Annotated in this window: 26 protein-coding genes and 1 tRNA gene; 4 read left to right on the plus strand and 23 right to left on the minus strand. The window is 66.4% G+C overall.

From position 1 onward, the window contains the following. Positions 1 to 46 precede the first annotated feature (46 nt). From NA8_RS32450 to NA8_RS04975, 18 genes are all read right to left on the minus strand, one after another. Positions 47 to 1,207, minus strand: coding sequence for an AAA family ATPase (locus NA8_RS32450; protein ID WP_084466528.1), 1,161 nt, complete (start codon positions 1,205 to 1,207; stop codon positions 47 to 49). Positions 1,208 to 2,059: 852 nt separating this feature from the next. Then, positions 2,060 to 2,242 carry a hypothetical protein gene (locus NA8_RS04900; protein WP_063049145.1) on the minus strand — a complete coding sequence of 61 codons (183 nt, stop codon included), beginning with the start codon at positions 2,240 to 2,242 and terminating at the stop codon, positions 2,060 to 2,062. Beyond that, the gene (locus NA8_RS04905) at positions 2,239 to 3,159 is read right to left on the minus strand and encodes a DUF2637 domain-containing protein (RefSeq protein ID WP_063049146.1); all 921 of its coding nucleotides are present in this window, start codon (positions 3,157 to 3,159) and stop codon (positions 2,239 to 2,241) included. The genes NA8_RS04900 and NA8_RS04905 overlap by 4 nt, the downstream gene beginning before the upstream one ends. A gap of 3 nt (positions 3,160 to 3,162) precedes the next feature. Further along, a complete protein-coding gene (locus NA8_RS04910) occupies positions 3,163 to 3,570 on the minus strand; it encodes a hypothetical protein (protein WP_063049147.1) in 408 nt (135 codons plus the stop codon). Positions 3,571 to 3,598: 28 nt separating this feature from the next. Continuing rightward, on the minus strand, positions 3,599 to 4,636 hold the full coding sequence (locus NA8_RS04915; protein WP_063049148.1) for a toprim domain-containing protein: 1,038 nt from the start codon (positions 4,634 to 4,636) through the stop codon (positions 3,599 to 3,601). Between the two features lie 2 nt (positions 4,637 to 4,638). After that, positions 4,639 to 4,974, minus strand: coding sequence for a hypothetical protein (locus tag NA8_RS04920; protein ID WP_063049149.1), 336 nt, complete (start codon positions 4,972 to 4,974; stop codon positions 4,639 to 4,641). A gap of 3 nt (positions 4,975 to 4,977) precedes the next feature. Next, complete coding sequence (locus NA8_RS04925; protein ID WP_063049150.1) at positions 4,978 to 5,385, minus strand: hypothetical protein; 408 nt, start codon at positions 5,383 to 5,385, stop codon at positions 4,978 to 4,980. A 1-nt stretch (position 5,386) separates the two neighbouring features. After that, on the minus strand, positions 5,387 to 6,928 hold the full coding sequence (locus NA8_RS04930; RefSeq protein ID WP_063049151.1) for a coiled-coil domain-containing protein: 1,542 nt from the start codon (positions 6,926 to 6,928) through the stop codon (positions 5,387 to 5,389). Between the two features lie 38 nt (positions 6,929 to 6,966). Continuing rightward, entirely contained in the window at positions 6,967 to 7,332 is a 366-nt protein-coding gene (locus NA8_RS04935) for a hypothetical protein (protein ID WP_063049152.1), read from the minus strand. A gap of 22 nt (positions 7,333 to 7,354) precedes the next feature. Next, the gene (locus NA8_RS04940) at positions 7,355 to 7,975 is read right to left on the minus strand and encodes a hypothetical protein (protein WP_063049153.1); all 621 of its coding nucleotides are present in this window, start codon (positions 7,973 to 7,975) and stop codon (positions 7,355 to 7,357) included. Between the two features lie 36 nt (positions 7,976 to 8,011). Then, complete coding sequence (locus NA8_RS04945; protein ID WP_063049154.1) at positions 8,012 to 10,009, minus strand: type IV secretory system conjugative DNA transfer family protein; 1,998 nt, start codon at positions 10,007 to 10,009, stop codon at positions 8,012 to 8,014. Then, positions 10,006 to 11,067: a hypothetical protein gene (locus tag NA8_RS04950; protein ID WP_063049155.1), complete on the minus strand. Its 1,062-nt coding sequence runs from the start codon at positions 11,065 to 11,067 to the stop codon at positions 10,006 to 10,008. The genes NA8_RS04945 and NA8_RS04950 overlap by 4 nt, the downstream gene beginning before the upstream one ends. Continuing rightward, the gene (locus tag NA8_RS04955; RefSeq protein WP_157106534.1) at positions 11,064 to 11,477 is read right to left on the minus strand and encodes a hypothetical protein; all 414 of its coding nucleotides are present in this window, start codon (positions 11,475 to 11,477) and stop codon (positions 11,064 to 11,066) included. Before NA8_RS04955 ends, NA8_RS04950 begins: the two co-directional genes overlap by 4 nt. Further along, positions 11,474 to 11,800, minus strand: a complete 327-nt coding sequence (locus tag NA8_RS04960) for a hypothetical protein (RefSeq protein ID WP_063049157.1) — start codon at positions 11,798 to 11,800, stop codon at positions 11,474 to 11,476. The genes NA8_RS04955 and NA8_RS04960 overlap by 4 nt, the downstream gene beginning before the upstream one ends. Then, a complete protein-coding gene (locus NA8_RS04965; RefSeq protein ID WP_157106535.1) occupies positions 11,797 to 12,141 on the minus strand; it encodes a hypothetical protein in 345 nt (114 codons plus the stop codon). The genes NA8_RS04960 and NA8_RS04965 overlap by 4 nt, the downstream gene beginning before the upstream one ends. After that, positions 12,138 to 12,293 (minus strand): hypothetical protein, encoded by a 156-nt coding sequence (locus tag NA8_RS33470; RefSeq protein WP_157106536.1) that lies wholly within the window; start codon positions 12,291 to 12,293, stop codon positions 12,138 to 12,140. The genes NA8_RS04965 and NA8_RS33470 overlap by 4 nt, the downstream gene beginning before the upstream one ends. Continuing rightward, on the minus strand, positions 12,287 to 12,559 hold the full coding sequence (locus NA8_RS04970) for a hypothetical protein (RefSeq protein WP_063049159.1): 273 nt from the start codon (positions 12,557 to 12,559) through the stop codon (positions 12,287 to 12,289). Before NA8_RS04970 ends, NA8_RS33470 begins: the two co-directional genes overlap by 7 nt. Beyond that, positions 12,556 to 12,843 (minus strand): helix-turn-helix domain-containing protein, encoded by a 288-nt coding sequence (locus NA8_RS04975; protein WP_218019403.1) that lies wholly within the window; start codon positions 12,841 to 12,843, stop codon positions 12,556 to 12,558. The genes NA8_RS04970 and NA8_RS04975 overlap by 4 nt, the downstream gene beginning before the upstream one ends. Positions 12,844 to 12,918: 75 nt before the next feature. Here NA8_RS04975 and NA8_RS04980 point away from each other — a divergent pair, with 75 nt between their 5' ends. Then, positions 12,919 to 13,659 (plus strand): helix-turn-helix domain-containing protein, encoded by a 741-nt coding sequence (locus NA8_RS04980; RefSeq protein ID WP_063049160.1) that lies wholly within the window; start codon positions 12,919 to 12,921, stop codon positions 13,657 to 13,659. A gap of 6 nt (positions 13,660 to 13,665) precedes the next feature. Further along, entirely contained in the window at positions 13,666 to 14,136 is a 471-nt protein-coding gene (locus tag NA8_RS04985) for an NUDIX hydrolase (RefSeq protein WP_063049161.1), read from the plus strand. A gap of 18 nt (positions 14,137 to 14,154) precedes the next feature. On the opposite strand, the gene NA8_RS04990 is transcribed toward NA8_RS04985, so the two are convergent. From NA8_RS04990 to NA8_RS05000, 3 genes are all read right to left on the minus strand, one after another. Beyond that, entirely contained in the window at positions 14,155 to 14,685 is a 531-nt protein-coding gene (locus NA8_RS04990) for an HD domain-containing protein (protein WP_084466549.1), read from the minus strand. A gap of 65 nt (positions 14,686 to 14,750) precedes the next feature. Further along, positions 14,751 to 15,683, minus strand: a complete 933-nt coding sequence (locus NA8_RS04995; RefSeq protein WP_063049162.1) for a tyrosine-type recombinase/integrase — start codon at positions 15,681 to 15,683, stop codon at positions 14,751 to 14,753. A gap of 97 nt (positions 15,684 to 15,780) precedes the next feature. Then, positions 15,781 to 15,854: transfer RNA gene (locus NA8_RS05000), tRNA-Ile, on the minus strand. A gap of 107 nt (positions 15,855 to 15,961) precedes the next feature. On the opposite strand from NA8_RS05000, the gene NA8_RS05005 reads away from it, so the two are divergent. Continuing rightward, positions 15,962 to 16,411 carry a nitroreductase/quinone reductase family protein gene (locus NA8_RS05005; RefSeq protein ID WP_063049163.1) on the plus strand — a complete coding sequence of 150 codons (450 nt, stop codon included), beginning with the start codon at positions 15,962 to 15,964 and terminating at the stop codon, positions 16,409 to 16,411. On the opposite strand, the gene NA8_RS33475 is transcribed toward NA8_RS05005, so the two are convergent. Further along, the gene (locus NA8_RS33475; protein WP_157106537.1) at positions 16,396 to 16,560 is read right to left on the minus strand and encodes a hypothetical protein; all 165 of its coding nucleotides are present in this window, start codon (positions 16,558 to 16,560) and stop codon (positions 16,396 to 16,398) included. The two genes, NA8_RS05005 and NA8_RS33475, sit on opposite strands and share 16 nt — an antisense overlap. 64 nt (positions 16,561 to 16,624) lie before the next feature. Further along, positions 16,625 to 17,620, minus strand: a complete 996-nt coding sequence (locus NA8_RS05010; RefSeq protein ID WP_063049164.1) for a zinc-binding dehydrogenase — start codon at positions 17,618 to 17,620, stop codon at positions 16,625 to 16,627. 76 nt (positions 17,621 to 17,696) lie between these two features. On the opposite strand from NA8_RS05010, the gene NA8_RS34540 reads away from it, so the two are divergent. Continuing rightward, positions 17,697 to 17,834 carry a hypothetical protein gene (locus tag NA8_RS34540; protein WP_174550043.1) on the plus strand — a complete coding sequence of 46 codons (138 nt, stop codon included), beginning with the start codon at positions 17,697 to 17,699 and terminating at the stop codon, positions 17,832 to 17,834. Positions 17,835 to 17,942: the final 108 nt, after the last annotated feature.

Consider the following 17,942-nt stretch of genomic DNA (forward strand, 5'->3'; position numbering starts at 1 on the left):
ATCAACACTATTCGACTGTAAGCCCGAGGAGACCAAGTCGGTTTGCTCAAAGCTCTATTATGCACCGATCCTCCAGCTCAGCCATAATCTCAGGGGAATGCGTCGCCATAATGAGCTGAGCACCGGGGTTCACTGTACGCATACATTCGACCAGCTTGTTTTGCCAGGCGACGTGCATAGACAGCTCTGGTTCATCTATCAGAACAGAATTGTTTCCAGCATCGAGGCATTCGAGAAGAATTACGAGAAGCTGGCGTTCGCCACTGGAAAGATTTCCCAAAGGAATGTCTGTACCGTTAACGCTAACAGTAATGCCGTCATCCCCAAACGTGACCCGTCGACCTTTAGAGTAGAATTCGCTAATCATCTTCTCAAGGCGCCGTTGCGGCTCCAGCAGTTTGGCGACTTCCAGTTCCACTTTTTGCAGCCTCTGCACAATGTCGGGCAATATACTGTCCTCATTATATCGACGCGCGAACTCACTGAAATCCCGAAAGGCAAATCCCACTCGCGGAGTTGTCCGTTCATTGAAGAAGTTGGTGACTAGAGCATATGCCTGTTCAGCATCGAGCGGTTTGATAGACTTGTCGCGCTTTCTCACTCCGCGGAGAGCAACTTCCAGAACTGCGGCAAGTGCGTGATCCTGCGCGGATCGGATCTCCCTATTAGCCCTATACCGCCAATCCGACCACCTTTGCTCAATCCCTTCAACGAATGCTTCGTCCAGGTCGAAATGCGAAGACTTTTTGGCGACCGCTCTTCGCCTCGGCGAGCGCGGTGGCGTGCTGAGAATCCTTGAGATCGGGAGCCACCGGTGATTGAAACGGTTAGCTTGTCGCGCCGCTACAGGAGCCGTCTTCCAAACCTTCACCTTAGGCTGGGTATGAATATACATCACTTCCCCGGTGTCAGGATCATATAATTCTTCGTACTCGCCTTCCGATCGCGAAAGATCTTTCTTGGAAATCTCGCGCGTAACATTCGATTCGCGATTTTCGCTATAGAACTCCACGCGTGCCGACGTAAACGATACCGAATGAAGTACTTCGGTATTGTTAGATAAGGCACTGTGCAGAATCTTCAACATTGAGGTCTTGCCGGAACCGTTAGGTCCCCAGAATACGTTCACATCGGAATTCAATTCATGATGCACTACATCACGACGTCCCGACAAACCTTTGATTGTGAACGAAATAATTCGAGTCATCAAGTCTCCGTTCTAGGAGTGCACGGGAAGCAATCCCGTGGAAAGTGATCACAGATGGCAATTTCCGAAATCCGCGTCCCCCTCATCAGCGCCCATCATGCTTTGGCAGTGTCACCACGCTTCCGGCCAGCCTATACGCCAAACACCGTCCGCCGTTACGCATCTCACTACAGGTTGACCGGCAGGCCGGGAACCGCGCACCATTCTTCTGCTACGTATGGTCGCGCGGTGCCACGGCGGCATGCCCACCTGATCATGGCGGCCGTACATCCTTCCTGGTCAGCTGGGAACCATCCCCTTGTGGTCCCACTCCTTCGCACGGCAACGTGCTGGCGCGCCACGCAGACCTGCTGTCGGTAAATGCGCTTGCCATCCAACGTAATTCGCGCTCTCGACTCCCGCACAGCACTGAGCGCGCTTCCGCGCGCGAACACGCCACCGCAGCGGCGCAGCTCTAGACACAACGTCCGCACCTGACGAAACCACCCGCCCCCGCCCTTCGTTGTGGTCCTCCCCTCCCCTTCCTTGTGGTCTCCTCCTGGACTTCCTCGAACTGTTTGGTGTTGGCTCCCTCCCCACCCGGCCGACACTCTCTATGAACAGCGAAGCCATAGAGAGTGTCGGCCGGGTGGGGAGGGAGACGACGCCAAACACCCCAGCTCAGCGCATCTTTCTCGCGTCCTTTGATCCGATTTTGATCGGATTCGGAGTCGTATCAAAATCGGATCAGGTCCGGATCAGGTCGGAATCAGATCCGGATCGGTTTCCGGCCCCTGAGACCACGAATAGGCCCCGCTGGCATCGCCAGCGGGGCCTGCTCGTATGCGGTTGTGCGCGATGCTATCCGGCTGGCTACGTGCCGACGCTGCCGATGCTGACGGCGATTTCGCCGTAGGCGCGGACGCCCGATCCGCTGCGGTTGGGGTAGGTGCGTTCGCCGAGCCGGATGTCGAATCCGGCGGCGGTGAGCATCGCGGTCACCGCCGCGACGGCGTCGGCATCGCCGGACAATCGGACGTGGACCACGCTGGTCACTGGTGGATTCCTTCCTGGATGTGTTCCTGGGCCGCGGTGAGTGTGCGGGTCACCGAGGACGAGCTGAGGCTGACGTGTTCGGCGATGCGCGCGTGCGACCAGTTCTGTTCGTGACGCAGGCGCAGGATCTCGGTCACCTTCTCCGGGTCACGCCGCCCGGACGGGTCAGCGCTGCACAGCAGTTCGGCGACCCGCGCCCACCGGTCGACCTCCGCACCGGGCGTCGGTGCGTGGTGCGTAGGGGCTTCGATCGCGGTCTGTTCGGCGGTGCGCAGCTCCGGGGGTGCCTGTTGTGCGGTGAGTTCGGTCGAGGTCGACCGGGTCTCGGTGTGGACTTCACGCACCGACACGGTGCGTATCGGCTCGGGCTGCTGCACTGGTTCCGGCTCGGTGCGCACCGCCGGTTCGGTGCTGGTGTGGTCGGTGCGTGCGAGCACGAGCAGGGCGACGGTGGCCTGTCCGATGGCGCCGTCGATGATGAGCGGGAACAGCCATGCCAGGTGTTCGCTCATCCCGACCTGGATCGACAGTTCCCGCAGGGCGTCGAACGACAGCCGGAACGCGCCTACCGCGATAGCGGCGGTAAGTGCGACAACAGCCCAGTACGCCAGGTGTGCCTTGTTCTGGGCTCGGACGAGCAGCCCGACGCCGTGGGTTGCTGCGAGCAACGCGATGGGCGGGAAACTGGCGACGAACGCCGCGACCGGCTGCTTGCCGTCCGGTGCGTTGATCCATGCGTGAACGAGGTTGCCCGCGATCGACATCGCGGCGACCAACAGCAATTCACCCCAGAAGAACCGGATCGCCGACACCTGCTCGCGGGTCCGTGCACCGGCCTGTGCATCGGCTGGTGGGCTGCGGTGCGCAGCAGGATCGCTGCTGCGCACCACGTCCGCACCGGAGTCGAGTCCGGTCACGGCTCACGCACCCTTGCTCGCGGTGGCCGGGGTGTAGACGGCGGTGAACAGCCGCGCCCGCGAGTACTCGGGGTCGGGTCCGGTGTAGGTGACCGAGAGGGTCGCACCGATCTCGAAGTCCTCGCTGCCGGAGTTCTCCAGCGCCAGGCCGATGGCCTGTTCCATGCGCCAGGACACGTACAGGTTGCGCGGTCCGGCGCCGGTGTCGAGGGTGACGACGGTCTGCATTACCGGTTGGCCGTCCTCGTCGAGTTCGACCTCGCCGGGCGCGCCGCCGAACTTCAGCTTGGGTTCCTCGACGGCGGCGATGATGCGGCCGTAGACGGTGGTTCCGGGCTTGCTGGTCTTGGTGAACGCCGACGCGGGGCGTGCGGCACGGCGGAAACGCTGTCCGAAGGTGTTGCTGCTCATGAGGGATGGGTCCTTCCTGTTGTGGTGTTCAGCGGGCGCGGGTCCGGTCGGGCCGGCCGCGGCTGGTCGTGGTGGGGTGCAGGTCGTGGATGCTGCGCTGGGATCGGGGCCGGTCGAGGTAGTGGACCGGTTCCAGTTCGTCGAGGTCGTGTCCGGCGTCGAGGTGGTCGCAGAGGTCCTTGCCGTCGCGGGCCTGCATCACCCGGACTTCGCCGACGCGGTCGGCGAGGGAGTCGGCGACCTGGGCGGCGTGGCGGTAGCCGGGACGGTCGCGGTCGGCGATCACGATCACCCGGCCAGCGCCACGCAGCCAGCGCGCGTGGTCGTCGGTCCACTTCCCCGCGCCCATCGCGTTGCACGTCGCGAGCTGCCCGGCCTGGCTGGCTCGTTGCACGTCCTTCTCGCCCTCGCACACGTACAACTCGCGGCCGGTGTCGAGCGCTTCGCGCACGTCGGCGAGCTGCCACGGCAGCGGAGCGAAGCCGGTATTCACCCATTCGGTTCCGGTCCAGCGCCGTTGGTAGAAGCTCTTGGCGTGCCCGTGCTCGTGCGGGGTGTGCAGCCGCACCACCGCGCCCTCGACGCGGCCGCCCGGCCACCGGTAGACGTAGGTGTCGACCGCCTCGGGCTCCCCGATCTGGGCACCCAGATCCCGCTTGGCGGGCAATGGGAACCGAGCCGCGAGAATGGCTTTCTCGACCGGCGAGGCGACGCTGGCCGGGCGGGCGGGCCGCCCGCCGCCCGCGTAGGGCCGACGAGCAGAACCCTGCTGGTTGGTGCGCTCGGGCAGCCGATCCCACAGATCGCGCACCCGCAACCCGATGCGGTCGAGCACGTCCTGGTCGTCGCAGCGTGCCCAGCAGCGCACCATCGTCTTGCCCTGCCGCGGGTCATACCGCACACCCAGGCTGGGGTTGTGGTGGTGGCCGTCGCCCTCGTGCACCGGGCACAGGTAGTTCGTCCACTGCTGCGGCTCCCGCGGCCACTTGGCCGGGCCCACCCGGCGAATCAACGCCGCGGTGACGACCTCGTACGAACGGCCCTGCTGCGGTGACTGTTCGGTCATCGTCACCGCCCCCGCTCGATCTCGGGCCGCTGAGCGGCGGTGAGGATGCGGGCCTGCTCGATACTGCGCCGCTGCACCTCGTCCAATGAATCGGCGCCCGGCGAGGACAGCATCCGCCGCATGGAGCTGGGCGAGCGCGACCACAAGTCGTGCACGTCCTTCAGGTACTTCCACTCCCCCGGATGCGGCCCATTGCGCCACCCCTGGTCGATAGCTTCTTGCTGGGCGTAAAGGCTGTGGATCTCCGCCTCGCTGGCGCCCGGACGGTCCCGCAGTCGCGACAGCCGGTCTACCTCGGCGAACGCTTCGCGCATCGCTTCCTCGTGCTCGATGTGCATGACTCACCGCCCCCGCTGCACGCCGCGGCTGCGTGCGGGCTGCTGTTCGATGTCGGGGTTGGTGTGGCGGTGGAAGGCGTCGCGCACGGTTTGGCTGTCGCGGATCGCCAGATGCAACGAGTGCAAGCTGCGGTATTGCAGCTCTGTCGCTCCGGCGCCGTCGTTGTGGACGATGTTGTCGACCAGCCGGAACATCGGTTCTGGCGAGCGCCGCCAATCCTCGTAGGCGTCATCGAGGTAGCCCCAGTGCTCGGCGTGCGGGCCGTCGGTCCACCGCTGCCCGATCTCGCGGCGCTGGGCGGTGATGCGGTCGCGGTCGGCGTCGGTGGCCTGCGGCTGGTGCATGTCTTCGCCGAGCTGGGTGTAGCGGGCGAACTCGATGCGCATCGCTTCCTCGTGCTCGCGTTCCATGTCAGCGGCTCCTCTCGATACCGTTGCGGCCGTTGCCGTTCCGCTCCGGACGCGGCCAGGACTGGGTGTCCGGACCGGCCTGCTCGCGGCCGGTCCCGGGGAGGTCGCGCAGGTAGCTGGCGCGCTTGCCCACCGGCCCGGTGTCATTGCCCGGCTGTACGGAGTTGCGAAGCTCCTCCAGCGTCGGATTCGGCTCCTCCTGGCTCGCGCCGTTACCGTTGGCGGCGGTGCGGTGTGAGCGGTTGCCGTAGCGCTCGTGCTCGGGTGTGGACTGCACGAGCTTGCGCACCGCTTCGTCGCGTTCTTGCTTGAGCTGGTCGCGCTCGGCGGTCAGCTGCTCGACGCCCGGCCGAGCGCGCAATGCGTCGACCTCTGCGGACAGGCGCAGGTTGCGGTTCTTCAGCGCCTCGATGTGCCCTTCGGCGGAGTCGAGTTTGCGGCGGATCTCGTCGCGGTCGGCCGAGACCGAATCCAGGCCGCGTTGCAGCATCCCGACCCGGTTTTCCAGCCGGTCGCGGTCGGCGGCCATGTCGTTCAACTGGCGCTGCACCTGTGCCAGCCGGTCGACACCGGCGGTTTCGGGTGGGCGTTCGCGGTCGGTGTTCTCCCGCTGCCGGGCGGGCTGCTCGACGTGCTCGTGGTGAACCTGCCCGGACAACGTCCGCTCCCGCAGTACGGTCTCCCGTGCGGCGAGTTGGTCGGCGACGGTCTCGGGGCGGCCGTAGTCGACGTATTGCTTCGCGGTGTTGAGGGTGTCGCGGGTCTCGACTGCCAGGGTGGTGCCGTCCGACCACGATGTGCCGCTGATGTTGCGCTGCAACCAGCTGGTGGCGCTGTGCTCGGTGGCGAAGGAGCGGGTTTCGGTGAGCTTCCCGCCGTCCGGGTCGGTCCACGTCATTTCCGCGGTGTAGCGGTGGCGGTGGGCTTGGGCGGCGTCGATACGTGCGAGCAGCGACTCTTCGGCGTTGGCTCGGCGCGCGGCGTCCAGGCTTTGCTGCCAGCCCTGCTCACGCTCCACCTCGGTGCGCTGGCGGGCGTTGACCGTCTCGCGGGCGACGTGGGCGCGGTAGCGCAGTGCGTCGATGCCGCGGACCTTGTGCGCTTTGGCGAAGAGGTTGCCGACCTTGAAATGCGGGAAGATCGTCGCCGAGTCCAACCCGTCGAGGGCTATGCCCTGCTCGGTGCGGGTCAGGTGCTCGTTGCCGATGAAGCCGCGGGCCAGGCGGTTGCGGTGCTCTGCCAGTGCGTGAGCGTCGCGGGCGCGCCGCTCGTGGTCCACGCGCGGGTCGTTCGCGCGGTCGGCGACCGTTTGGACGTGTACGCGGTAGCGGTCGATGGCCTGGCTGGTCCAGGTCAGCTGGTGCTTGCGCATCACCTCTGCTTCTCGGCGCTGCTGGCGCAGCGTCCGGCTGATCTCCTTGCGGATCTTGCGGCGCTCCAAGAAGTTGCGGGCCTGTGCGTGCAGGCGGGTCAGCTCCGGCAGCGATCGCGCGAACTTGCGGGCCTCGGCGATCATCTCGTCCTCAGGGCTACGGTCGGTCATTGCGGTGAATCCCTCTCTCTTGTGGGTGTTTTCGGTGTTCATCGGGTCCGCTCGACGCGGTTGCGTCGGCGGTCGAGTTCGTCGGCTGCGGTGTCGGTGAGCTTGAGGCGGGTCGCGTACCGACCACGGGCGCGAGACAGCCAGACACCCGCGGCGTCCAACTTCTCGTCCGCCATCGCCAGCGCGGTTTCCGCGCGGAAGGTGGCTTCGACGGGGTCGAGCGGGTCGCCGAGGTTGTCGACCGCCAACGCGTCGGGGTGGCGGCGCAGGGCGGCGTACTCGCGCTGGATCTCGCTGATCTCGCGGCGCAGCTGCGTCAGCCGGTCGTCGACGTTGTGCAGGCGCCCGTACAGCTCAGCGGGTGCAGTCCGAATCGGTTCGTCAGGAATCTTGTTGGTGCTCAATGCTTTTCCTTCCTTGTGGTGGTCACTGGACCTGGGAGTTGGTGGTGGTGCGGTTGGTCTCGTGCTGGGTGCGGGCGCGGTCGATGCGCTCGACCAGGGCGCGCAGCAGTCCGACGATGGCGGTCGCGACGGCGGCGACGGCGTGGCTGATACCGGCGGTGACGGTGCCGATGGCCTGCGGAAGGGGCGGGCGGTGGGCGGCGTTCCACCACAGGTAGGCCACCCACGCGCCGCCGTAGACGGCCAACGGACCGACCACCAGCGGCCCCTCACCCCATCCGGCGGTCACGGCCGCACCGACCACAACGGCGGAAGCTGCTGCGGTGCGCCGCGCGGTCTGCGCCCGGGACCGCGCCGGGACCGGCGCCACCGCGGCGGCGGCCTGCTCGGTGGGTTCGTCGTCGAGGTCGGGCACGACGGTCAACGCGGCCCGGCGCACCGGCTTGGTGTCTCCGGTGGGTCGTTCGGTCTGTGCGGGTGCGGTGGTTGGGGCGGTGTCGAGGTCGGCGATACCGGCCAGCCAGTCCTCGACTTCGTCGGCGAACAGCTCGCCCGCGATCGCGGGATCGGTCGGCGCCGCAGCGGGCTCGGGCCGCCGCTGGCCCTCGTCGTCGTTGTCGTCGTGGGGTCGGATGATGCGCATGGGCTTGCCTCTCAATCGGTTTCGGAGAAATGGGGGTCAGGCAGTCACGTCGGCGGTGACGGCCTCAATCTCGGGATCGGCGCTGGTCGTGCCGGGCAACGGGCGCACGGTGGCGGGGTCGACGGGCACGACGTGCCCGAACTGGGCGCGGCCGGCCTTGGCGTAGACGAACTGGCCGGTGTCGAACTGGCGGACGCGGTCGGGGTCGACCAGCCACTTCTCACCGACCGACACCTGACCCTCGTCGCCGGTGCGCTGGCCCTTGATCAGGTGCCGCGACGGCAACATGTGCCGGACCGACCCGAAGTGCTTGCACAGCTCTCCGGCGTTCTCGACGTAGCCGAGCAGCACCCCACCCGCACAGGACTTCAAGATCCGGTCGAGCGCCCACTGATCCCCGGCGACACCCTCTGGACTCTGGGCGGCGAACAGCACGCTCACCCCCTGCGAGCGGCCCCGCTCGCACACCTCTTCCAGCCCGATCGAGCCCTGGCCGGTGGTGAGCGCACTCAGCTCGTCGATGATCAAGGTGACGCTGCGACGCTGGTCCTTGGCGGTGCGGGCCGCGCGCTGCATCAGCATCCGCAGAATGGCGGCGACCTGGGCGCGGGCGGCGTCCTTGTCCAGGCCCGGCACGGTCACATACAGCACGTCGAGGTCGTCTAGGTCGACACCGCCGTCGAACACCATCCGCCCGTCCTCACCCTGGAGGCTGTCGAACAGGTTGGATGCCTTGATCAGCATGTCGGCGAGCTGGTCGACCTTCTCCGACTGAAGGGCTTCGACCATCCGCTTCACGTCCGGGGCGTTGCCCCACAAATCCAGCAACGTCTCGGGATTCAGCCGCTCCAGGAACTCCCCGCTCGACCGGGGCGGCCCGGCCGGGGCATCGACAACGAGCGAGACGATGCGGCGGCGCAGCTCGTCGAAGTGCTGGCCTTCCGACGTCGACGCCTGTCCAGCGTTGAGCATGTCGCCGAGCACGGCGCGTTGATCGCGGGCACGCATCGCCCACACGTCCAAGCGGGCGCCGTGGGGAACCTCGGCGATGCGGTCGGCGGCGATCCCGCGGCGCTGTGCGATCGCGCGCAACTCGTGGCCCAAGACCTTGTCGTCGTTGCCGCCCTTGCAGGACACGACCACCAGCAGCGGGCGCGGGTGTTTGCCCCGCATGCCCGGCACGTCCTTCCACCGCTGCCAGGCGTTCCACTCGTATTCGAGCATCCCGACCGCGTACCGCTTGATCAGCTCCGTCTTGCCCGAACCGGTCGTGCCGAACGCGGCCATCTGGCGACGCGCTTCCTTGTGCGGCACCACCATCCACGCCTGATGCCGCGCGGTCAGCTCCGACCACAAACCCAGAGGGTTCGCCGAGCGCCGGTCCGCCAGCGGCCCCAGCACGATCCCGTCCGTTGTGGTGAACGGGGCACCTACCGAGCGAGCCGACCGAGCGGCCCCGGCGAACTGCCGCGCGGCCAGCGCCGCCTGCACCCGCTCGGTGCGGCCCAGGTTCTTCAACCCGACGGTGTTGGTCTTGTGCACGAACGACGCCCACCAGTACGTCGCCGCCAGCGCGGCCACCGGGGTACCGAGCAGGACCATCGTGCGCAGCCCGCCCAGGTCGCCCTCGGCAATCCGCGCCGCACCAGACCACAACAGGGAAGCGGGGGTCATCCACGATCCGCCGGCCATCGCGGACGCCGCGGGCAGCAGCAGCGACCCGATCGCGAAGTTGCGCAACCGGTGCGGCGCCAGCGGCCACCGCGCCGCGACCGCGACGATCATGACCAGCATCGCCACGATCACGACACCGCACACTGTCGCTGTCGAGGCCGCGTCACCGACCGCGGACAAGTCCAGCGTCGGCAGATCCCAGCCTTCGACGTGGCGGATCGGCGGTGCCTGCGGCGCCAGCGGGCCGCTACCGGCGCCCGGCTCCACTGGCGGCGCGTCCGGCTGGCCGGTCGTGGGGACTTGTGCGCTGCCGTTGGGGTGGCAGTCCTGGGGAGTGATGATCGGCTGGCAGTTGCTCATGACGCTTCCTGAGTGAGAAGAAGGTTCGTGCGCCGGGTCTTGCGGGCGGCGCGGCCCTGGTTTCGGCGGGTGAGGAATTGGCTCCACTCCTCGTCGAAGTCGCCGATCGCGAACAGCAGCTCAACCGCGGCGAGTTCGCGGGGAAGCCGCTGGTAGGCGGCATTGACGGTGTTCATGACGCGCTGGGAACGGCACAGGTAGAGCAGGCCCATCACGGCCTCGTCCTCGCTGTCGCGCGCGGCGCGGATCGCTCCCGCAAGCGCGGTGTCCATGTGGACGCGGTCCTTGGCACTCAGCTCGATCTCCAGCGCCCACCAGCCGTGCTGACCGCCGACCTCGCCGAGGAACCGCCCGTCATGCACGTGCGGGCGTCCCTTACGCGGGGTCCGGCCGTCGCTGAACACCACGTGCCCGGACTTCGACTCCGCGGCAGCGACTTCGGCGCGGCGGCGCAGCACCCGCTCCGACACCCACAACTGCGGGTCGGAACCGACCAGCATCACCCGCGCCTGAGCGACGGCGCGGTAATGGTTGGCGTACATCAGCGGCGGCTTCCAGTCCTTGGGCCGCCACCCCAGATACCGCTCGGCCACCTCACGCCTCGGGTACACCCACGCCCGGCCGCGCTGCACCGACAGCAGCGGATGCACCATCCGCCGCTTCAGCAGAGCGTCGGCGAGGTCGTAGGCGCTGCTGAGGCTGCTGAAGCTCATGAACTCGGCCAGCACATCGACCTGCATCCCGTGCATGTCGACCAGCGCGGCCAGCGCCGCGTCCTGCTGAGCCGACAGACCCTTACTGCCCTGTACCGCCAGCACCCGGCCCAACGACCCGTACGGGATGCCGATCTCCTCGGCGATCTCCTGCTTCGTCAGCCCCTGTTCACGCAGCCGCGTCGCCTCACCCAGGCACGACTCGACTTGAGCCAGCGAAATACCCAGCTGCTCGCCGATCTGCCGGTAGGACATGCCCTGAGCACGCAACCCGCCGACGATCTGGGCACGGTGGCGACGCTCCAACGCGGTGTAGCGGTCGACGCCCTTCCTCTTGTGGTTCATCGGGTTCGCTCCCTTCCCTGCCGCGAACTGCGGCTGTGACCAGACCCGCGGCGGCGCTCGGCGATATCGGTGCGGGCCTGCGCAATGAACTCGCGCATCTCCGTCGCGTCCACCCCTCGCCGCTCCGCGGCCATCGCCGAGCGCGTCCACCGCGCCAGCTGCAATGCCTCCAGCTGCGCTTCGGTCGAGACTCGTTTCGGCACGGCCGATTCCGCGTCATACAGGTGTGCCTTCAGCGGCCCTCGCGACCCACCCCGCGCCCGCAGCACCTGCGCCTCGTACTCACCACTCGGACTCTTGCCCTCCCGCGCGAGCTGACGACGGGTCCGCAAATGCTGCGGCGCCAAACCCCACGGCCAGGTCGGAATACCGAACCGGCGGCCGTCTGGATCATGAAAACGGCTGCTCATCGCGACCGCTCCGGACACTGCGCACGCCGCTGCTCGGCATCCCGTTCGGCGACACGGGCTCGGATCTGGGCCGCCACCTCCGGGCCGTGCCGGTAATCCAGCAGCCGATCCCAGACCGCGCGTTGCTCGGCATGGACCTGCTTGATCGCGTCGGTCTGTGCGATGCGCGACCTCTCGAACGCGATGCCGGTCCAGTCCTTCGCCCGCGAAGACTCGACAGCACCGTCGAGCATGTCGCTCAACACGCCAAGAGTGGTGTCCAGGCGCTGGAACTCCGCCTCCAACTCCGCGTGCTCGCGGCAACGCTCGTTCTCAGTGCTCATCGCGTCACCACCTGCGACGGCAGCTGCGAACGAGGCACACACGACCCAGCCGGTTCCGGCGGAACCCCCGCGTTCAGCGGGCGGCAGATGTTCGGCGACGGCACATAGTCCTGCTGATCGATCCACGCCGCCGTGCACCCGCCCATCCCGATGAGCAGCAGCACGCAGAACGCAGCCAGCCGCACCATCGGCGGCAACAGCCCCAGCGGCGCGAACACCGCACTGGTCCCGGTGAACTCCGGACCAGCCATCGAATGCAACGGGTTATGACCACCACGGCGGTCGAAATGCGTGACCGTGTAACCCTGAACAGGCGGGTCCTGCCGCCACGGCGCGCTCATCGCCGGACCTTCCATCGCCTCGATGACCGCCAGAACACGATGGCGCCCAGCAGCATCACCGTGAACCCGACAACCTCAGGCGCAGTCAGCACGAGGTAGCCGACCGCGATGGCGGCGACCGCAAGAATGAACGTCCGCGCCCGCATCAGCACTCACCGCCCTTGCGGCTACGACCGCGACGGCGGCGGACCTGCGCAGACTTCAACGCGAGCCGCGTGTAATGAGCCTTCCGAGCCTGATCAGCGCGGTAGGCACGCTCCTCCGGGCTCAACAGCCCATCCGGGTCGACAATGCGGTCGAACTTGCTTGTCATCGCCGCCCGCGCCTTCGCAGTGCGCGCCGCGCGATCGGAAGTCTTCGCCCAGGACTCGTGCGCGGCGATCCGCGCCTGCAATGTCCGCTCGACGGGGGTGCTCATGCCACACCGCCGTTGATGACGGTCGCGGCGGGCCGAATCAGCGCCAGCAGCTCGTCACGCTCGACCCGCAGCAGGCGTCCGTTCACCCTGAATCCGTTGAGATCACCGGCCGCGATCCAGTTTCGAATCGTCTTCGTGTCGACGTCGACGAGCGCCGCCGCGGTCTTGAGGCTGATCAGATTCCGGGCCTCAGTAGAAGCCTTGTCCATCAATGCCCGCTCCTTCGAAAAGTGGGAAATACGTTGCAGTTCCCCACTTTTCGCCGAAACTTCGGGCGTAAGCACCGCATAGGTGGACTTGTCCAGACGTCTCAGGTACCGTTGAAGAAGTCCCTAGACGTCCCTGAAATTGGAGGCGAAATGGCGAACGAACGCCTTCGCAATGCGATGCAGCAGGCTGGCCTCGACATCCCGGACGTCGCGGACAAGGTCGGCGTGGAGCCAAAGACCGTCGAACGGTGGATCACGAAGGGCCGCGTGCCCTACCCAAAGCACCGGCATGCCGTCGCCGCGCTAGTCGGAGAAACCGAGAACTACTTGTGGCCGGACGCTCTCGCGCCAGAACGGAAGGTCGAGGTTGCACAATCGGAAGTCCTGACGGTCTACCCACACCGCAGTGCAATTCCAAGTGACCTGTGGAAGCGGCTGCTGTCGAGCACGAGCGAACAACTCGACGTCCTCGTGCTCGCGGGCTTGTTCCTTGCCGAGGAGCCCGAATTCACACGAACCCTGCGCAAGAAGACACGCGACGGGCTGAAGGTTCGACTGCTGTTCGGTCGCCCGACCGCGGCGGAAGCCGACAAGCGGAGCGCCGAGGAACGCCTGGCGGCAGGCACCGTGCCCTCGCGTATCAACAACGCACTCGCACTGATCGAGCCGCTGGCCGAGATCGAGGGCGTCGAGCTTCGATACCACGACACGACGCTCTACAACTCGGTGTTCCGATTCGACAACGAGATGATCGTCAACATGCATGTCTACGGGCTGCCGGGCGCGCACGCCCCCGCGCTTCATCTGCGCCAGTTGCCCGCTGGCGACATGTTCGAGACGTATATGACCAGCTTCGAGCACGTATGGTCGAACGCGACCCCCGAAAGGTGATCGTTCATGGCCCGGATCGATTATTTCCACGACCCTGACGCACCCACGCCGAACAGCGTCAAGGTCGCCGTTAGTGCATTTGTGCGCGATTCACAGGGCAGAATCCTGATGATCCACCGCACCGACAATGATCACTATTCGATCCCTGGGGGCGGGCTCGAAGCGGGCGAGACGGTCACACAGGCGCTCGTACGAGAGGTCAAAGAGGAAACCGGGATCGATGTGCAGGTGACCGACCTCATCGGAATATTCTCGAATCCGGAGCACGTCATCGCATACGACGATGGTGAAGTCCGTCAGGAGTTCTCGATCTGCTTTCGCGCCGACCCAATCGGAGGCGAACTCCGAACTAGTTCGGAGTCGAAGGAAGTCAGATGGGTTGCACCTAGCGATGTTTCGTCTCTGGACGTCCATCCATCGATCGCGCTTCGTATCGAGCGGGGCCTGACTCCTTCAGCGCGGCCGTATTACACGTGACAGACGACGAACAGCCGACTATTCACGCAACAGCTTCTCGGTACGGTCAACTGCTTCGATCAGCTCAGGCGCCGCCTCAGCCAACGACCTGGATACGACATGATCCGGGCCGTACCGTTCGCGGACCTCGGCAATGCGACTGAGCACATCCGTCGTCTCACCGGTTGGGGTCGTCGTGATATCCGCCCACCACAGCGCGTCGCGGAGTGCTGTCTGCTCATCCGGCCAGCGGATCTCGATATTGCGGTTGCGCGCCTCGACACAAGCACACGAATGGTTGGCGACGAGAGCGCACAATCGCTCCGGCGCGCCCTCACGCCGCAGGAACTCGGCGCCATCAACCGGATGAAATCCGGTCTCACGGATCGACGGCGCGTAGCCGATGTCATGCAGCCACGCCGCAGCCAGCAATAGGTCGCCGTCGTCAACCACATCGACGGCCTGCTGAGCATGCCGAGCAACGCCTTGGACGTGCTGCCACCGCCGAGACATGCCGACGAGATTATCCCGTGCCAGCTGCGCGGCCCACGCAACGAAGTCATCGGTCATACAGGCAACCGTATCGCCTTGCCCCATGACCTGCTGTTGCCCCTGACTGCGCCGTCCGGACGGCCCTACAGTTTGTCGCCCAGCCGCGCCCGGCGGTGCGCTGCTTTCGCTCGACTGTCCGCGACCGCGGCGCCATAGCGGGACAACATCTGACGCGATCGCCATCCGGCGAGCATCATGAGGTCTTGCTCCTGGCCGCCGCTGTCGAGCCAGGTATGCGCGAAGAAGTGGCGGAGCTGATGAGGATGCAGACGTTCGATGCCGGCCGCGTCGCATCGACGCTCGAGCATCTGGCGGATACCGGAGTCGGTCATCACTCCTCGGTAACCGAGCCACAGAGCCGGATTGTCGTTCTTCGCGCCCGGATGCTTCGCACGCACCCGGAGGTATCTCCGCAGCACCGTTCGGGTCTTGTCACCGAACGGACACGTCCGCGGTCGGCCGCCCTTGCCGATCACCAGCACCGTGTTCTCATTGAAGTCGAGCGAGTCCACCTCAAGCGGTGCGAGTTCGCCGCACCGCATCCCAGTGTCGGCGAACAACCGGATGATGGCGTTATCGCGTCGGTCGGCGAAGTCAGCGCCATCACACTCTGCGAGAAGAGCTTTCACCGCGTCCATGCTCGGCACGGGCACCTGCTGATCAGGGACCGCAGGCGGGCTCATCTTGTCGAACGGATTCGAGTCGATGATCTCTTCGGCCGCGAGGTACTTGAAGAACTGTTGCAGCGATCGGTACTGGCCGCGTGCGTACTCCGGTGACAACGGCTCACCGGTGCGCCGATTGGGTCGCGTGAGTAGGTCCTCGATGTAACCGCCGATATGGGCGCGGGTGATGTCCGGCGCTGTGGTCGGCAACTCGCGTTCCTGAAGGTAGTCGGCGAAGTACCGGATTCGGGTGAGGTAGCCGTCGATGGTCTGCTTGCTCCGGTTCTTGCGACGCAGCTCCGTCGCGAAGTCCTCGGCAAGCTCTCTGATGTCGTCCAAATCCATCCCCATGTCCGGATTCTACCGGCAAAATACATTGCTGATGGAGCACTGTTCTGGACCAACTCGGCTGTAGCGTTCAGCGTTTCCGCTGGTCAAGTACCATTTGTGGGGCGGGCGGGGCTCGAACCCGCGACCAATGGATTATGAGTCCACGGCTCTAACCGACTGAGCTACCGCCCCGTGCCGCGGAGAACCGCGAGCGTTGTGGATGCTACCGGGTCCTTCGGGGTGGAAACCAGTCGCCTGGCTTAGGGTGGAGGCTTCGGAAACTTACTGGAGGGTCAGGTATGGCCGGTCTGTTCACGAAGGCGCTGAAGGCGCATCAGTGGGTGTACGAGAACAGCGGCGGGCTGGTGGGGCATCGGCTGCTGCTGGGGAATCCGACACTGCTGCTGCGGACGGTGGGGCGTAAGTCCGGCGCGGAGCGGACTTCGGCGCTGACGTACGCGCGCGACGGCGGGGATTATCTGGTGACGGCGTCCAACGGCGGGTCGCCGCGACCGCCGGGGTGGCTGGCGAATCTGAAGGCGCGGCCGGAGTGCGAGATCCAGGTCGGGCGGCGGAAACTGACGGTGCGGGCCCGGGCGACGTTGCCGGATGATCCCGAGTACGCCCGGCGGTGGGCGCTCGTCGACAAGGTGAACAAGGGTCGCTACAGCGCCTATCAGAAGCTGACCAAGCGGCCCATCGCGGTCGTGGTGCTGACCCCGGCGCAGCGGGGTCAGTCCTCGCGATAGTCCTCGTCCCAGTCGTCCTCGTAGTCGTCGGCGTCGTCATGGTCGTCCCATAGCTCGGCTTCCTTGGGTGGCCGGCTGGCGAACGCCACGACAGCGACGACGAAGCCGAGGACCACGATGACGATACCGACGACGAGCAGAGTCTCCACCCCGGCACCCTAGCGCCGTCACCGGGACCTCGCACTACGTCAATTGTCCAGTTCGCCGCTTTGTTCACACTGTTAACAAAGTGCGCCCCACGGCCGCTCGGGACTCGATGGCGGCATGCGCCCGATGGGCTTCGTCGAGCGGGAAGGTCTGGCCGATGACGACCTCCAAGCGCCCCGCGGCGACCTCGTCCTGGGCGCGCCGGGCCAGCGCCTGCCAATCGACATCCGAACCGGTGATGTCGAACAGCCCGTAGACGGTGACATCGCGCGCCGCCGCGTCGTCCCGGTCCAGTGTGGCGAATTCACCTGCGGCAGCGCCGTATCCGAGAAAGCGCCCGCCGTCCGCGACGACCGTGAGGGCGGCCTCGCCGAGCCCGCCGCCCGCACCGTCGAGCACCACGTGCGCCCCCGCTCCCCCGGTCGCCGCGCGCGCCTCGGCCGCCCAATCGGGCGCGGAGTAGTCGACCACCGCGGTCGCGCCGAGCCGCTCGGCCAGTTCCAGCTTCGTGGCGCCACGTGCGGCGGCGACGACGTTCGCGCCCGCGGCGCGGGCGAGCTGGATCAACAAGACGCCCAGCCCGCCGGCCGCGGCGGTGATCAGCACCCATTCCCCCGGTTGGACGGCGGCGCGGTCGAACACGGCGAGCGCCGTCCTGCCGTCGTGGGTGAGCGCGACGGCCTGCGCCGGAGTCAGCCCCTCGGGCAAAGCCACCAGCGTGTCCGCCTTGGCCACTGCTTTCTCGGCGTATCCGCCGATCGGCAGGCCTCCGCCGATGCCGCTGGCCGCGGTGGGCGTCGACACTCGCTTGCCGACCCAGGACGGATCGACGCCCGGACCGACCGACGCCACCACACCGGCGATCGCGCCGCCGGGCACGTAGGGCAGCTCGATCGCGAAGAAGTCGGTGCCCCAGCCGGAACGCAGCCGAGTGTCCAGGAACATCACATCCGCGGCAGCCACGTCGACGACCACCTCCCCCGGTCCGGCCGTAGGCTCCGGCAGCTCCCGCACCACGAGCACCTCTGGCCCACCGAACTCACTGGCTTGTACAGCCCTCATGACACACCCTTCGTCGTTCCTTGCCGCCTATCGACGAAGATCAGCATGAAACCTCGAGGCATGTTGAGGTCAAATCGTGCGTCAGGAACCTCCGCCACAACTGGAACTACTGCCCCCACCACAACTGGAACTACTGCCCCCACCGCAACTGGAACTACTGCCCCCACCGCAACTACTACCGCTCCCACCACCGCAACTACTGCCGTGGTGGTGATGGTCGTGGTGGTGGTGATGTCCGCCCCCGCAGCCGCTCGGCTGATCGAACCCGCCGATCAAACCGGCGCCGCCGGCCGCCCAGAACGGATCCGTGGAACCCCCCTCG

The sequence above is a fragment of the Nocardia arthritidis NBRC 100137 genome (assembly GCF_001612765.1).
Lineage (GTDB): Bacteria > Actinomycetota > Actinomycetes > Mycobacteriales > Mycobacteriaceae > Nocardia > Nocardia arthritidis.

Coding starts and splice junctions, on each gene's coding strand:
- NA8_RS04955 (WP_157106534.1), bottom strand. CDS start 11,477: ATGAGCAGCCGTTTTCATGATCCAGACGGCCGCCGGTTCGGTATTCCG.
- NA8_RS04995 (WP_063049162.1), bottom strand. CDS start 15,683: ATGGGGATGGATTTGGACGACATCAGAGAGCTTGCCGAGGACTTCGCG.
- NA8_RS04945 (WP_063049154.1), bottom strand. CDS start 10,009: ATGAGCAACTGCCAGCCGATCATCACTCCCCAGGACTGCCACCCCAAC.
- NA8_RS04920 (WP_063049149.1), bottom strand. CDS start 4,974: ATGCACATCGAGCACGAGGAAGCGATGCGCGAAGCGTTCGCCGAGGTA.
- NA8_RS04925 (WP_063049150.1), bottom strand. CDS start 5,385: ATGGAACGCGAGCACGAGGAAGCGATGCGCATCGAGTTCGCCCGCTAC.
- NA8_RS04930 (WP_063049151.1), bottom strand. CDS start 6,928: ATGACCGACCGTAGCCCTGAGGACGAGATGATCGCCGAGGCCCGCAAG.
- NA8_RS05010 (WP_063049164.1), bottom strand. CDS start 17,620: ATGAGGGCTGTACAAGCCAGTGAGTTCGGTGGGCCAGAGGTGCTCGTG.
- NA8_RS04980 (WP_063049160.1), top strand. CDS start 12,919: ATGGCGAACGAACGCCTTCGCAATGCGATGCAGCAGGCTGGCCTCGAC.
- NA8_RS32450 (WP_084466528.1), bottom strand. CDS start 1,207: ATGACTCGAATTATTTCGTTCACAATCAAAGGTTTGTCGGGACGTCGT.
- NA8_RS04990 (WP_084466549.1), bottom strand. CDS start 14,685: ATGACCGATGACTTCGTTGCGTGGGCCGCGCAGCTGGCACGGGATAAT.
- NA8_RS04960 (WP_063049157.1), bottom strand. CDS start 11,800: ATGAGCACTGAGAACGAGCGTTGCCGCGAGCACGCGGAGTTGGAGGCG.
- NA8_RS04985 (WP_063049161.1), top strand. CDS start 13,666: ATGGCCCGGATCGATTATTTCCACGACCCTGACGCACCCACGCCGAAC.
- NA8_RS05005 (WP_063049163.1), top strand. CDS start 15,962: ATGGCCGGTCTGTTCACGAAGGCGCTGAAGGCGCATCAGTGGGTGTAC.
- NA8_RS04940 (WP_063049153.1), bottom strand. CDS start 7,975: ATGCGCATCATCCGACCCCACGACGACAACGACGACGAGGGCCAGCGG.
- NA8_RS04910 (WP_063049147.1), bottom strand. CDS start 3,570: ATGAGCAGCAACACCTTCGGACAGCGTTTCCGCCGTGCCGCACGCCCC.
- NA8_RS04970 (WP_063049159.1), bottom strand. CDS start 12,559: ATGAGCACCCCCGTCGAGCGGACATTGCAGGCGCGGATCGCCGCGCAC.
- NA8_RS04965 (WP_157106535.1), bottom strand. CDS start 12,141: ATGAGCGCGCCGTGGCGGCAGGACCCGCCTGTTCAGGGTTACACGGTC.
- NA8_RS04950 (WP_063049155.1), bottom strand. CDS start 11,067: ATGAACCACAAGAGGAAGGGCGTCGACCGCTACACCGCGTTGGAGCGT.
- NA8_RS04915 (WP_063049148.1), bottom strand. CDS start 4,636: ATGACCGAACAGTCACCGCAGCAGGGCCGTTCGTACGAGGTCGTCACC.